Annotated in this window: 13 protein-coding genes; 6 read left to right on the top strand and 7 right to left on the bottom strand. The window is 32.3% G+C overall.

Going from position 1 to position 14,486, the window contains the following annotated elements; all coding sequences use genetic code 11:
- The first annotated feature begins 314 nt into the window (after positions 1 to 314).
- The 6 genes from ACRBBL_RS09685 (at position 315) to ACRBBL_RS09660 (ending at position 6,159) form a co-directional block, all read left to right on the top strand.
- A complete protein-coding gene (locus ACRBBL_RS09685) occupies positions 315 to 2,063 on the top strand; it encodes a DUF4419 domain-containing protein (protein WP_431368840.1) in 1,749 nt (582 codons plus the stop codon).
- 20 nt (positions 2,064 to 2,083) lie between these two features.
- A complete protein-coding gene (locus tag ACRBBL_RS09680) occupies positions 2,084 to 2,608 on the top strand; it encodes a DinB family protein (RefSeq protein WP_431368839.1) in 525 nt (174 codons plus the stop codon).
- Between the two features lie 90 nt (positions 2,609 to 2,698).
- Positions 2,699 to 3,676 carry a Gfo/Idh/MocA family protein gene (locus ACRBBL_RS09675; protein ID WP_431368838.1) on the top strand — a complete coding sequence of 326 codons (978 nt, stop codon included), beginning with the start codon at positions 2,699 to 2,701 and terminating at the stop codon, positions 3,674 to 3,676.
- A gap of 154 nt (positions 3,677 to 3,830) precedes the next feature.
- The gene (locus tag ACRBBL_RS09670) at positions 3,831 to 4,328 is read left to right on the top strand and encodes a hypothetical protein (protein WP_431368837.1); all 498 of its coding nucleotides are present in this window, start codon (positions 3,831 to 3,833) and stop codon (positions 4,326 to 4,328) included.
- A gap of 10 nt (positions 4,329 to 4,338) precedes the next feature.
- Entirely contained in the window at positions 4,339 to 5,640 is a 1,302-nt protein-coding gene (locus tag ACRBBL_RS09665; RefSeq protein WP_431368836.1) for a paraquat-inducible protein A, read from the top strand.
- A 12-nt stretch (positions 5,641 to 5,652) separates the two neighbouring features.
- Positions 5,653 to 6,159 (top strand): hypothetical protein, encoded by a 507-nt coding sequence (locus ACRBBL_RS09660; protein ID WP_431368835.1) that lies wholly within the window; start codon positions 5,653 to 5,655, stop codon positions 6,157 to 6,159.
- Between the two features lie 21 nt (positions 6,160 to 6,180).
- Here the strand turns inward: ACRBBL_RS09660 and ACRBBL_RS09655 are convergent, their stop codons facing one another.
- The 7 genes from ACRBBL_RS09655 to ACRBBL_RS09625 all read right to left on the bottom strand — a co-directional run bounded on the left by ACRBBL_RS09655 (position 6,181) and on the right by ACRBBL_RS09625 (position 14,486).
- Positions 6,181 to 6,840, bottom strand: a complete 660-nt coding sequence (locus tag ACRBBL_RS09655; RefSeq protein ID WP_431368834.1) for a response regulator transcription factor — start codon at positions 6,838 to 6,840, stop codon at positions 6,181 to 6,183.
- On the bottom strand, positions 6,833 to 7,624 hold the full coding sequence (locus ACRBBL_RS09650; RefSeq protein ID WP_431368833.1) for a sensor histidine kinase: 792 nt from the start codon (positions 7,622 to 7,624) through the stop codon (positions 6,833 to 6,835). Before ACRBBL_RS09650 ends, ACRBBL_RS09655 begins: the two co-directional genes overlap by 8 nt.
- Positions 7,600 to 8,250, bottom strand: a complete 651-nt coding sequence (locus ACRBBL_RS09645) for a hypothetical protein (protein WP_431368832.1) — start codon at positions 8,248 to 8,250, stop codon at positions 7,600 to 7,602. The genes ACRBBL_RS09650 and ACRBBL_RS09645 overlap by 25 nt, the downstream gene beginning before the upstream one ends.
- Positions 8,251 to 8,260: 10 nt before the next feature.
- On the bottom strand, positions 8,261 to 8,986 hold the full coding sequence (locus ACRBBL_RS09640; protein ID WP_431368831.1) for a hypothetical protein: 726 nt from the start codon (positions 8,984 to 8,986) through the stop codon (positions 8,261 to 8,263).
- A gap of 524 nt (positions 8,987 to 9,510) precedes the next feature.
- Positions 9,511 to 12,225: a carboxypeptidase regulatory-like domain-containing protein gene (locus ACRBBL_RS09635; protein ID WP_431368830.1), complete on the bottom strand. Its 2,715-nt coding sequence runs from the start codon at positions 12,223 to 12,225 to the stop codon at positions 9,511 to 9,513.
- A 40-nt stretch (positions 12,226 to 12,265) separates the two neighbouring features.
- Positions 12,266 to 13,165 carry a GLPGLI family protein gene (locus ACRBBL_RS09630; protein WP_431368829.1) on the bottom strand — a complete coding sequence of 300 codons (900 nt, stop codon included), beginning with the start codon at positions 13,163 to 13,165 and terminating at the stop codon, positions 12,266 to 12,268.
- A 139-nt stretch (positions 13,166 to 13,304) separates the two neighbouring features.
- On the bottom strand, positions 13,305 to 14,486 hold the full coding sequence (locus tag ACRBBL_RS09625; RefSeq protein ID WP_431368828.1) for an aspartyl protease family protein: 1,182 nt from the start codon (positions 14,484 to 14,486) through the stop codon (positions 13,305 to 13,307).

Below are 14,486 nucleotides of genomic sequence, written 5' to 3'. Positions count from 1 at the left end.
TGAAAAACGTATATTCACGGAACAAATTTGCTGTTTTTTCAGATAAAACTTATAAGAAACCGCTCATGTAAAATACATAAAGCGGTTTTGCATCGTTAAAATAACCTGATAAACTGATATTTTATTTTTTAATAACAATTCAAAAGTGAGGAATAACTCGATTTGAAATTGAAAAAATGGAATAAAGTGAACGTTTTTAGGTAATAGATTTAATTTTATTGGAACAAGAAATACGTATTTTTTGTGCACGAACGTATTGAGTACTTTTATATTAAAAATTGTATTTTCGAAGTCATTCCAAGCAAACTTCATTTATGATTAAAACAAAAACCGAAAATTCGATTACTTTTCATATCGAAACACTTGAACGACCAGAAAATTTAGTTGAAGAAAAGTTGTTTAGTGAAATTGCGCAAACCTTCTCCAGTAAAATAGAATACTTACCAAATCCGGATGAAAAACTTATTTCTGGTGGATATCATTCATTTTTATACGGATTGTATTTAGCATATTCGGAACACAGGCCATTTACGCTTTCGCCAGATATGATTTGGTTGCTGGTTTTGCAAGGAATTTCCAATCATGTGAACTTTTCGTATCAAGCGAAAGAAAATCTTTTTCCACAGTTAACCGAAAAGAAAACAATTACTATTAGAAATGATAAAATCATTCTTGGTGATCCAGAAAGTCCGTGGCATGAAACTACAGAAGAATTCAGTAATGAGATTGAAAAAATTGTAGGTTCAGCTGTAGTTGCCGATTTACGCGCCGATTTTAGCACGACCACACTTGCCAGCAAAGTAGTTAGCGAAATTACAATTATGGATGCTTTTAAAGCATATTTTGATTACGACGTTGCCGTTTGTATCTGCGGAATTCCTGAACTGAAATTGGAAGGAACTGTGACCGATTGGAATCGCATGTTAGAGAAGTTGGAAATCTTGAAAAAGTATGAAATGGAATGGTGGTATAATGATTTAAAACCCATCATCACAAAAATTAAAAATACTGCCAAAGAAGACATTGACAATGATTTTTGGATGCACATTTTTAAAGTACATACCATAGAAGAATATGGAAACCCAGAATACATTGATGGCTGGATTACTAAGTTCTTTCCTTATAATCATGCTGGTTATCGAATTGATTTGAGTAAAATAAAAGGATACGGGATTGATCACCTTTTTGAACAACTCCCGAAACAAATTGTAAATGTAGATTTTAGACATTTATTATATGATTTACAAGGCGTTTTACTAGAAGAAACACACATGGAATATTTGGGCGGTTTTGTCGGAATTTCTCAAGATCATGACACACAGTTTTTAAAACCTGAAATTAATTGGCTTATTGGTTATCAAACTAAAGAAACTACTGATGATAAAAAAGAAACAGCTGAAAATTGGCTACCTTCAAAAGCATTTCACAATATAAAAACGGTTCCCGAAGAAGTTTTTGAAGTTGATGAATGGGAACTTTTACATTTAGGTTTCACACATAAAGTTGTCATTTCAGAACGTGTAAAAGAACTAAAATTTGAACATTTAAGCATTAGTGGAGAAATTGACAAGGAAACCATCAGAAGACTAGAATCGTACTTCGACTGGACAAAAAAGTTTATTCGTATTAATGACGAAAGATTAGGTTCAAACCGATTTACATCAGAAGAATATCAAGAATATATCAAACAAATCAAGGAAAAATATATTCCAACAACTGGACGATCGACGTATGTGCAAGGTGAAATGATGCGCGCTGTTGAGAAGCTTGAAGAAGAAGCTATTCAACATAAAAATAAAAACTTTACCAAAAGATGTCACAAACGATTTATTACTTTTTTAGAAAAACATTTATACGACGAAGATGTTTATATTGAAATGCTCATTAATGACACTTATTTCACCTTAGAAACATTTAAAAAGAAAGATAGATCGCTTGAAGAAATTCAGGATCATGGTTACAGTCTTGCATACGAATATAATTATATCAAAGAACGCATTGTAGAGTGGCATTTGCATTATGGTGCAACAAAACTTGAAAAAGACCCAAAGTTGTGTTTGTAAACATCAAAACTACCAAACAAATGACATTCAACCTCTCAAAATCCATAGAAATATTAAGTAAAACTCCTGAGACACTGAACTCTTTATTAAATGGTTTGTCTGATGAATGGCTATACAATAATGAAGGTAAAAACACTTGGAGTCCGTATGATATTATTGGACATTTGGTTCATGGAGAGAAAACAGATTGGATTGTAAGAGCCAAAATTATCTTGTCTTCTGAAAGGAATAAAACATTTGAACCTTTTGATCGGTTTGCACAAGAGAATGATAGCAAAGGAAAGAGCATTCATGAATTGTTAGAAGAATTTTCAAAACTCAGATCACAAAATTTGCAAGAATTAAAAATGCTTCAGATCTCCGAAAGTGATTTTACAAAAAAAGGAATGCATCCCAAATTGGGCGAAGTAAACTTACAACAACTTTTAGCAACTTGGACTGTGCATGATTTAGGTCATATTGCGCAAATAGCAAGAGTCATGTCAAAACAGTATGCTACTGAAGTTGGTCCTTGGAATGCGTATTTGGGAATTTTGAAGAAATAGATCAAGTTTCTGAGGCAAAACATCAAGAACTATTAACTATCTTTTTAGTAACATTAGTGTTTAATTTAACACGTACTAATTAACTCTTTCATGCATAAAAAAATCAATTGGGGAATTATCGGATTGGGAAATATAGCAAGCAAATTTGCTTCCGATTTACAACTTTCTGACACGGCTATTCTTCACGGAGTTGCTTCACGAAGTATGGATAAAGCAATCACTTTTGCAGAAAAACACAATGCTAAAAAAGCATACGACTCCTACGAAGCACTTGTCAACGACCCTGAGATTGATGTTATTTATATTGCCACACCACATGTGTTTCATTTTGAAAACACAATGCTTTGTTTACAACACAACAAAGCTGTTTTGTGTGAAAAGCCACTAGGAATCAATTCCACGCAAGTGCAAATCATGATTGAAGAAGCAAGGTCTCGAAAGGTGTTTTTAATGGAGGCAATTTGGACACGTTTTATGCCTTCATATCAAAAAGTATTGGAACTTTTAGACGAAAAAGCCATCGGAGATATTATAAGTATTCGTGCAGATTTTGGTTTTTTGGGAGAACTAAATACAGAAAACCGTTTGTACAATAAAAAATTGGGTGGCGGCTCTTTGCTCGATATTGGTATTTATCCTATTTTTTTAAGCTTATTAGTGTTAGGAATGCCAACCGACATTAATGCAATGGCACGTATAACTGCTACAGAAGTAGATAGTTTTTGCGCAATGTTATTTAATTATGAAAACGGAGCAAAAGCAGTTTTAGAATCTACTTTCGAAGTCGATACACCAACAGAAGCCTACATTTACGGTACTGAAGGTACGATAAAATTACATCGTCGTTTTCATCATGCTAATACAATTACCTTGTATACAGACGATAAAGAAACCGTTTTTGAACTTCCACATGCAGGAATTGGGTATATTCATGAAATTGAAGATGTGAATAGCTCTATTCGCAATGGCGAAACAGAAAATTCAAAATTACCATTAGCATTTAGTGAACAATTAATGACAATTATCGATCAGGTGAAAGCGAAAATTGGATTAAAGTATGATTTCTAATAAATAAACTTTAATACTATAAATCATATACATAAACCGTTTCTATAAAAATTTTAAATTAGTATCTTAAAAAGCTATAAATTGTATCTTTTTGAAACAAATTTGATAGTTACTCGTCTTACATTCATAAAACACCATCAAACCGATTCTTGATTTGAATACAATTTCTATAAAAACATATCTAAACGAGTTTTCTGGAGAGAACTATTACGGAATTTTAATTGATGGAATTTCCTTGGAAGAATGTGCTTTAAAAAATAGCACAACAGATATTACACCTGGCTTAGCATCTACTTTTTTAAATTGGCTAGATGATCCTTTGGAACGAGAAATTGTATGGGAACGCGCTTTACCAGAAACATATTCGAAAGTGAATCTACCTGTTTTAATGTGTAGTGAAGATATTGATCTTTGGTGTACCGTGATTGTTGCCGAAATAGAAACTGACGATCATTATGTATATTGGAATAAATTTGGTTTAGATGTAAGTGATTTTGAAGACACTCCTGAACCTATTGGAACTATCGTAGATTGGTTTCCAGGAAATACACTCGTATTTAAACGAGACGAATACGAAAATGTATTGAATGCCTTTAAAAAGTATCTACATAATGATTTTACAGGGAAAGTATATGAAGAAATTACAAACTAATACCTAAAACGTGCGTAAAAAACTCATCTTAAATAGTATCTTATTTTTATTGCTTATCGCGATAAGTGTTGCTTCGTATACAACGTATACACTAGAAACCAAAAAACGCGTTCTTAAAACCGATGTCATTGAACTTTCGGATATTAGATACGGAATGTTTAATGTAGATGCTTGGGAAAAACAGTTTGCAATTATCATCACAAAAAAATTACAATCGCTTGAACTTACTGGCGGACAACGAGATGAAACACGTGCAAAAGTTGAAAGTTTTTTGAATGAATCTATCGATAAATTTGAACGTGCTTACAAAGCTAAAAACGAGAAAAACAAAGACTTTTTAGGGCTTTCTTTGAAGAATATTGGTGCTGATTTTTTTGAAATTTTTAGTGAATTAAAAAATCAAGTGCCTACAATTACAGAAGATATTCTCAATTTTTTAGAAAGCCAAGAAAATAGAGATAGCATCAAAGAATATATTTTAGCACAAATTAATTCGTATACAGAAGGGACTTTTCAAAAAATAGATTACACCAAATACAACAACATTCTTTCCAAATACAATACAGAAACTGGAGAAGCTTGTATTGCAGTCATTTCAAAAAAGTTGGAAGGTATAACTAACGAACAAAATGTTTCAAACAGTGTATTATTAGCTGCTTTTTTAAGCTTGCTTTTGCTATTGTTTGTGTTTAAAGAAACTTCCAATCTCACAATTACTATATACGTTTTGGCAGCAGTTCACTTATTGGCGTTAGGTGTTTTTCTACCAATGATTGATATTGACGCACGTATTGCTTCAATGGAATTACAATTAATGGGCGAAGCAATTTCGTTTAAAGATCAAGTGTTGTATTATAAGAGTAAAAGTATCATGGAAGTGTCGAGCGTTATGCTTTCTCAAGGAAAAACCAAAGTGATGTTGGTTGGGGTTTTAGTGTTGCTTTTTAGTGTAATTTTCCCTGTATCAAAATTGATTTCGAGTCTTTTATTAGTCTTTAAACGTTCACTAAAGCGGAATAAAATCGTTCGATTTTTAGTGTTTAAAAGTGGAAAATGGTCCATGGCTGATGTGATGGTAGTTGCCATTTTCATGTCATATATTGGCTTTACAGGAATCATTTCAAGTCAACTAGGACAGCTTGAGAATAATATTGAAAGCCTTGATATTTTATCTACGAATAAATCTGAATTACAATACGGTTTCTTTTTCTTTATGGGATTTGTAATTATGAGTATCTTTATTTCTACACGCATTCAGAAAATGATTGATACACCAACGGTAAAAGGTCTTGAAGCTGAAGCTACGTCATAAATTAGTCCGAAAATGAAGAATCTACTTTTAATCATCACATTTACTTTATTAGCAAAGTTGAGTTTTGCTCAGACTGTAGATTTTGATTTGATACACTATAAAGGATTCGATTTTTATTCCACCAAATCAGAGATTATCAAAAAACTTGGGAAACCTCAAAAAGTATATGACCCAAAGTATGAATGCGGTTTTTTATCAACAGATACACAAGACGGTATATTTTTAACGCTCGATTACGGAACTATCAAATTCACAGGCAATGAAAAAGAAAACTATGTTTTGGAGCAAGTTGATTTCGAAAAAGACCATTCAATCATTGTAAAATATGGCGATCGAAATTTATCTTACAAAACTGATTTTTCAGAACTCATTGACATATTTGGTGATCAAATAAAAGAAGGTTTTGGAAAAAAATTAGATGGCGCATTCATTGTTTTTAGTACAGGTTATGAAGACGGATTGCGAATTTATATTACAAATGGAAAATTGACTCGACTTGAATATTGGTCGCCTTGTTAGGAAACGACTAAGTAACTAAAATTAAACCGTAATCAATTTTTCTTGAATCGCTTTAATGATTAACGCTGCTGTATTTTTCGCGTCTAGTTTACTAAGTAAGTTATTTCGATGCCCTTCTATTGTACGAGAACTTAAAAATAATTTTTCGCCCATTTCTGCAGTAGTAAGCCCTTGTGCAATCAATGCTAAAACTTCCATTTCACGAGAAGTTAAATGATAGTCTTTTCCAATTTTTGGAGGTTTTTTTGTTTTGTCTTTCAAACCATTTAACATGGCAAAAGATACAGATTCATTAAAATAAAAACCTTTTTCATATACAGATCTAATTGCTTCTTCAAATTCTCCTGGAGCCGCATCTTTTAGGATGTAACCGTTAGCGCCAATTTCCATCAAATACGTAATCATACGCTCTTCTTTGTGCATGCTCAAAATTAAAACCTTTATATCAGGGTAGTATTCACGTAGTTTTTGCGTAGTTTCTATTCCGTCCATTTCTGGCATTTCTAAATCTAAAAGAATGACATCTGGCACCTCGTTTTTTAATTTCGTAAGCAATTCACGTCCATTCTCAGCTTCTAGAATTACTTCTATACCTTCAAAATTATCTATAATAAGTTTTACGCCTTCGCGGAATAATGCATGGTCATCTGTAATGCCAACTTTGATTGTTTTGTTATTCATGGTTGTATGGTATTTTTATGGTTAGTTCTATGCCTTTTTGAGTATCTTCAAATTTGAAAGTTCCTGAAATTACAGACAATCTACTTTCTATATTTTTTAATCCGATTCCCTTTTTGTGTTGTAATTGATCTTGTTTAATTCCTACTCCATTGTCTTTATATATAATGATCAAATCTGAAAGTTCATTTCTAAAAACGATAGAAATTTCGGTAGCATTTGCGTGCTTGAGTGTATTGTTTAGTAATTCTTGAATGACTCGATATATATTTAATTCATCCGCCTTTACGATCGCATTTCTAGTGTGATCGATAAATTCTACTTCCACTACATTCAAATCATTTACGGTGTTTACTAAGCTTTTAACGGCTTCCATCAATCCTAGTTTTTCTAAAATAACAGGACGTAAATCTTGTGAAATATTCCGTACACCTTGAATCATTGTATCAAACAAAGAATACATTTTATCAACCGTAGTCGTGAGTTTTTCGGGTGAAACTTCTGGAGAAATTTGACTCAAATATAATTTTGTTGCTGTGAGCAAAGCACCAACATCGTCATGCAATTCTCTTCCAATTCTTGCGCGTTCTCTTTCTTCACTTTGTATGGCAATACGCAATAATTCTTTTTGGTAATCGGATTCAACTTTTTGGTGTTTTTGTTGCTGTGCAAATAAGCGTTTTTGATATATAATAAAGAATAAAATAACAGCCAATGACAGTACAAAAAGTACAACCATTCCTATGATGATAATTTGCAATGTTATTTTTGATTCGGAGTGATCCATATAGCAATTGTAAAGAAAATGACTAATATAATGTTCACAATAGCATGCAATCCCCAAACTAGATGACTAACCTCATCACGTTTTGTGAACATGCTATTATTGATAAAAAACAGCAATAAGTTACTCGAAAAATAAATTAAAAATCCCGCATTAAGCCAAAACATAGGATTTCGTTCCAACAATGTGTATTTAACTTCTTTCAATAGTGCATAAAAATAACTCAGCGATAAGAAGATGACTAAAAAACCTAAAGTAGTGGTTGCGTTTGAATTGAATGTCAATAAGTCTTGAAAGAAAAGCATGTTAACAATACAAAATAGCGTAAATAATACCGCCAATACTGGTAACAGATATTTTGGATATATCTTATGCAATACATCTTGATAAATACTTAAAATACAGAGACATTCAATAATAGCATAAAAATGATATACAGGCAAGTTATTGATTTTCTGGTACCAACAAATATTCGTTATAAGCTCTGTAATAGAAAATAGGATGATTAAATAAAATAATTTCCGTTGCATTTGTCTTAAACAACCATACTTCCATATTGCGAGTAGCAATGGAAGTATAATCGTAAGAGACGATATTAATCGTAAATTCCCAAAGGATTCTTCACTCATTATTATCTTATTAACAAGTTGGTGGACACGGACTTGTATATTCTATTAGTATTTCTTCTTTTGAAAATTCAATAATACTTTTGAGTCCAAACCCAGCAATATCATCTTTTTCCTTTTCGTATTGAAACCCTAAAACAGGTGTAAAAGAAATTTTGCTTTTATCTCCAAACTTATTCATATCAATTCCAGAATATAAGGTTATTCCTTTGATTTCTGACAGGTTTTGAATGACTTTTTCTATGATATCTTTACTAATCTCAAAATATTTTACACGAACTACTTTATCAAATCCGTTGGCGTCTTTTTTACTGGCCACAAATAAATCATCTATCAAATTCAAATCGACAGTATCCCAATTATTACCAATCATTTCTTTAAATAGGTGCGGTACTATTGCCGATTTTTCTCTTAACTGTCTTGCGTGTGCCGCGTGCAACTTAAAATAATGATATTCTCCTGGCATTGTCATTGCTTCTAACACTGGAAAAAACGTAAACTTTTCTTTATTTCTAGCATCTAAAGCTAAGTGAATTCGAAGTTCTTTTATCGTTTTCTTAATAGTTTCAAATCTCTCAACATCACCATCTTTATTCATAATAAATTCGGTAGTTCGATGAAATTCACCTTCGTGCAATCGATGAAAGTGATGTGCCAATTGCAACGTTTCTTCATGTGCCCATCTGTCTATTTGCTCTTTATAATTTGTTGTTTGTGAATCTGTAGTTGAGTTTGTCATAATTACACTAAGTTTTAAGGATTGATTAATACTGGTTTTCTTTAAGTATGTTATAAAACTAGCTAAAAAACAGCTCGGTTATTAGCTAAAGGAAGATAAACACGTAGAAACCATGTAAAACCACGTGAATATACGGAGTCGTATTTTCTGTATTTTCGATCTATTGTTTTACAGGCTTTAGTATCGATTTTGAGTCAAAAAACCATTACATCCAATACTATTTTCAAATTTTTTAACTTCATGACGCAACCTTTTGGAAGTTTTGCTATCTAGTATATAAACCGACCAATATGAAAGACATTAACTTTACAATTTATTTTCTTGCAAAAAGAATTCGGGAGCTCTAATTACGCTTCATACCAATACTTTATTACTTTATAAAAAATAACATAATATCACATCAAAAGTGTTTTGAGTGACTATACGATATTGCTATTTTTTTAATTATTTCCTTTTTAGAAAGAGAAAGCCTTCCTGCAGCGGTTGCAGAAAGGCTTTCGGTACTTGTATAGTATGATATTGATTTATAAATTATACTTCACACCAAAAATTAAATAACGTGGCTGAATAAAATATTCACTCGTACTTGTTAAGAAACTATTTGAATTGTCTTGATTCAATGATTTTGTATTTAACAAGTTGGTACCTTTTACCGAATATTCCCATTGACTGTCTTTCTTTTGATACGAAAGTTCTGCTTTTAGGAAACTGTAATTGTTAATGGTACGTTCTTCACTACTGTAATTGAAATACGAATAATCTGCTGTAAAAATGAAGCTTTTTAAGAAATAAGCATCTACATTTACATACGGACTCTTAGTTATGAAACGATTAGAGTTAGTGCCTTGATCGTACTTATTGATTGATAAATTGTAACCAACTTCAATATTTGGAGCGTTTCTAAAGTTTGTGCTTACTTTTGTTCTATATGCTTGTGTAAACGATTCATTTACAGTTCGGTTTCCATTAATTTCTTGATTAATTTTTGAGAGTGATACTGTTCCGCCTACAGATGCTTTTATTTTTCCAAATGTACGTTCAAATCGTCCGTTTGCAGTAAAAGTTTCATCTGCAAAGTTTGAATTGAATGGTGTAGAAACACTATTGGTACTCAAAGCATCTGGATTGCCTCCACTACCTGGAATGCTTAAGAATTGCGAACGATTTCGAATTGGATCAACACGTTTGTTGTAGTTTAAAAAGGCAAATATGTTTGTATAATTAAATAGATTGAAACTAAAGTAACTCAAATTTAAATTATGAGATAAAGCATTTTCTAGTGTTCTATTTCCTCTAAAGATGGAATTGTAATTGTTAAATACTAATCCTTCTGCCAAGTTATTTACATCCGTAAAATCTGTTTGCATTTGATATGCTAAATTCAAATTTTCTGAATCTTTAAACTGCACACGAATATTAGCATCTGGCAAGAAACGTGTAAATGTATCTTTAAGTTCCGAACCGAATTGTGTGTTCTTTACACTGTATGTATGCGCAGTAATTCCTGGTGTAAAAGTGAATTTTCCAGATTTTATCTTGTAATGCATCCCTAAGTATGTATCTGAAAAATTATACTTTATATTGTTTTCTACATTCTGTTGCGCACTAAACAATGACAATTTACTTCCGCTATCTAACAATTGAAAAATTTCTGAATCAAACTGCTGTGAACTTAAGGTTGTTCCTGCCGTAAGGTTGATATTACTTTTTTGATTCAACACATACCAATAGTCCAATCGTGCATCGAATTTATTTGTTTTTACACGTTTATCTTGTGCAATGTCTAAAAACGTTTGCGAAGTGTTTAGTCCTAATAAATCTGTGAAACGAAATTGTTCACTTTGTGCCAATCGTGCGTTGTAAAACGGATCTTCATCTTGCAATAAATGCTGTGCTTCTAAAGCAAAAATATGATTGTCACTTAATGTATAATAATAGTTAAAATTTTGATTGAAGCTATACGGATTCTGCGCCTGACGCTCATCAATATCTCCTAATAAAGATGAATAGAAATCTTGTGTTTCCGTTTGTTGTGATACTTTTCCAAAGAAATCATAATCCATCTGATTATTTTTATTTGGCTTGTAACTTGAACTCAACTTGAACAATCCTAAATCACTTTTTTGACGTGTTGTTGTAGCAGTAATTTCATCTGGTGTAGTTTCGTCAATATAATCGTTCACACTGTTTTCTTCTAATTCAGTTCGTGAACCTGAATAGATTGCAAATCCGGTAATATCCCATGTTTTCTTTGGCGAATAACTAAAGTTTGCTGCACCAAATTTTGAATCAATTGCTTTTGCGCGGTTGTTTCGTAAGGTTAAAAAACCAATATCACTTGAAGCTACATTAAAGTTTGTTCCTGTATTTCTGGCTGCATTTCTAAATCCACCCGAAAAATTAAAATAATCACGTCGTGTAAACGGAATTGAACCAATATTATTAAAATCTGTAATTATATTGACACTGTATTTTGGACTGTAATAAAACAATCGCGGATTGGCAATATAGCGTTCATCTGGACCAAGTCCACCCGTAACTTCTCCAAACCAGAAGTTTTTCTTTCCCTCCTTCAGTTTAATGTTAATCATCACATTATCTTGATCGTTTCCGAGTCCTTTTAACTGTGACACTTCATTACTATTTTTTAGCACTTCTACCTTATCTACAGCATCTGCAGGAATATTTTTAGTTGCCAATTTACTATCGCCATCAAAAAACTCTTTTCCTTCTACCATCACTTTCGTTACAGCTTTTCCTTCTACTTCAATTTCACCTTCATCTGTGACCTCAACGCCGGGCAGTTTTTTCAATACATCGCCGAGTTTCTTTTCCGAACCATTTTTAAAGGAATCTGCATTATATACAATTGTATCTCCTTTAATTGTTACGGGCATTTCGTAGGTAAGTTCAACAGCTTTTAATTCATTGTCAGGTTTCATTACAAAGTCCTTTTTGAAATCTGCTTCTTTTGTAGTTATTGAATCGTTAATTGTAGCCAATCCAATAAAACTAACCTTAATAGCATAGGTTGTATTCTTCTTTAACGCGAGTCTAAAGCGACCTTCATTATTAGTAATTCCGTATGATTCTAAGCTATTTGTAGCCTTGTTAAGTGCAATAACATTGGCAAGCTCTAAAGGCTTTCCTAAGCTATCTTTTACGACACCTTCAAATTTAATTTGGGCAATAGTTGTCTGTGCTATGAAACATAGCAGAATGAATAGTATATTTTTCATTGGTTTTTTTTCTTCTGATTAGTAGTCGGTTGAGCGAGTTTTATCCTCTTCCTCTACCTCCTCTTCCCCCGCGACCGCGACCGCGATACATATCGCGCATTTCTTGCATTTTAGTTTTTACAATTTCGTTGTATTCTTTACGAGTCACCACTTTTCCTTTTGTTGGTTCCTCTATGGCTTCTTTTTCACCTGGATTCATCACAATTTTAGAACATAGAATCGTAGTTTTATACGCGCTTACTTCTAAAATTAATCCTGGCAATCCCCAAAATTCTCCTGGTCCTTGATTAATTGGAATATCAAGTGTATACCAAGCCGTTACTAGAATCTCTTTTGGAATATCTACTTGACTAAATGGATCATTTTCAGCTTTTATAGAATCTTTTTTTCGTTCTTCTGGTGTTTTATCTTCATCCTTTTTTTGCTTTTTTGGACGCATAGAATTAAAATCAAGTTCGTCAACTTTTTTTAATGCCGTTGCTTTGAAACAAAGATATTTTCCAATTTGCTTGGTTTCGCCTTCCATTTGCCATTCTAGCTTTTGCAAGCTGTCTTTGATAAGGAATTTTTTTCCAAAAAACTCTTTCGATTCTAACAATAATTGGTTTCTCAAGTCTTTGTATTGTGGTCCTGGCGTAAAACTTCCCATCATCATACGACCAAATCCGCCTCTTCCACCTTGTCCTGGTGCTTCAATTTTTTCTTCTTCTTTATAAGTTGAAGCTGTTTGAGAAAAATTTAAAACGTATACTTTTTCTAAATAGCTTTTCATCATATTTTGAATACGTTTTTTTTGCTCAGCTGATAGCTCTCTTCCGCCTCTGCCCCAGCTATCCATATCCACTGTTGTTTTAGATTGATAGTAGGCTTTTCCTTGAAAATTTTGAGCAAATACGCCAGTTGTGCATAAAACTAAGCTCCAAAGTAATAGTCGTTTCATTTGTTAGGTCTTTATGTTTTTCAATGTTATTGATACGTTAGTATCTAAAAACGTTAAAAGTTACACTTTTAACTTCATTAAGACCATTATTTTTGGAATGAGTTTAATCTACTTTTGTTAAAATTTTCATAAAAAGGAACTAAATCAGGCGTTTCAATAAAATTGTGACTGTTTTTATTTCCCCTTTTTCATTTTTCAACTTCAGCTTCACAGTTTCATCTTTTTGCTTCAATATTTTTCTACACTCACCAACATCATCAGCCGCGATATCGTTAATTTCAAGCAATTGATCTCCTTCTCGAATTCCTTTTTCGTATGCTTCTGCTGCTGTAACTACATTCGAAATTTTAATTATATTTTCTTCTTTCGTTAAGGAAATTCCGCTACGTGGAAACTCAAATGTATCTTGAAAAGCATTGTTTGGTTTTAGGTATATTTTTCTATTCTTATAATCAAGAATACTATTGAATCGCTTGATAATTTTTATTCCCAAAATCCCGGTGTACTCTTTAGAAGCCATCACGCCAGCTTTACTATTCGACAAATCTATAGGCATTTCTCCAAAAGTAAAATCGCCCCATTGTAAACTCGCTACTTTCCCAATTTTAAAATTTGAAGAAGTCGTTAAACTTTCTGCTTTATTTTCAATTGTTTTCTCAAGTAAGCTTTCTATATTTTTTTCTTTTACAAAAGGCGTATTGAGTAAAAATGTCATATTCGCACCAGAATCAAATAGAAAATTCCCTTTAAACTTTTGTTTATTATCTAGTGTAAATTCAAGATTCACTTGTGGAATTTGACTGTAATCAAATGTAGCATCAACAGTCTTGTATTCATCTTTTTGTTGAATATCGTTTATACTTTTATATAGCTTTATAACATTTTGATCGTAATCAATTTGCGTTACATATTGCTTCATAATATTATATCCTATAATTCCATCAATTTGATGATTTCCTTTTTTAGATAAACGTTTTAAATCGACCAAAACAGTATGCGCGTCTCGCAAGAATACATCTCCTATTTGAAATTGCTGCGATAGTGCTATATTATACATTTCTGTTCCTGCTGCACCTTCAGCTGGTTGTTGATAGTCAGCTTTTACGCCAATTTTCTTAGCTACATTTTCATCCAAAACAACTGTAGAAGCTCCTGTGTCAAAAACAAAATTTAACGGTTCATCATGATCGTTCATTTTGACTTTGATATACATCAATCCATCCTGAACAAAAGGAATTGTTGCTACTTGTGCTTGTATTGTTGATATGAAACCTACCATACACAACACACATATTATAAAATAGTGTCTGTAAATTTTCAT

Source organism: Kordia sp., assembly GCF_050633145.1.
GTDB lineage: Bacteria > Bacteroidota > Bacteroidia > Flavobacteriales > Flavobacteriaceae > Kordia.
This window is presented reverse-complemented; position numbering and strand designations above follow the sequence as displayed.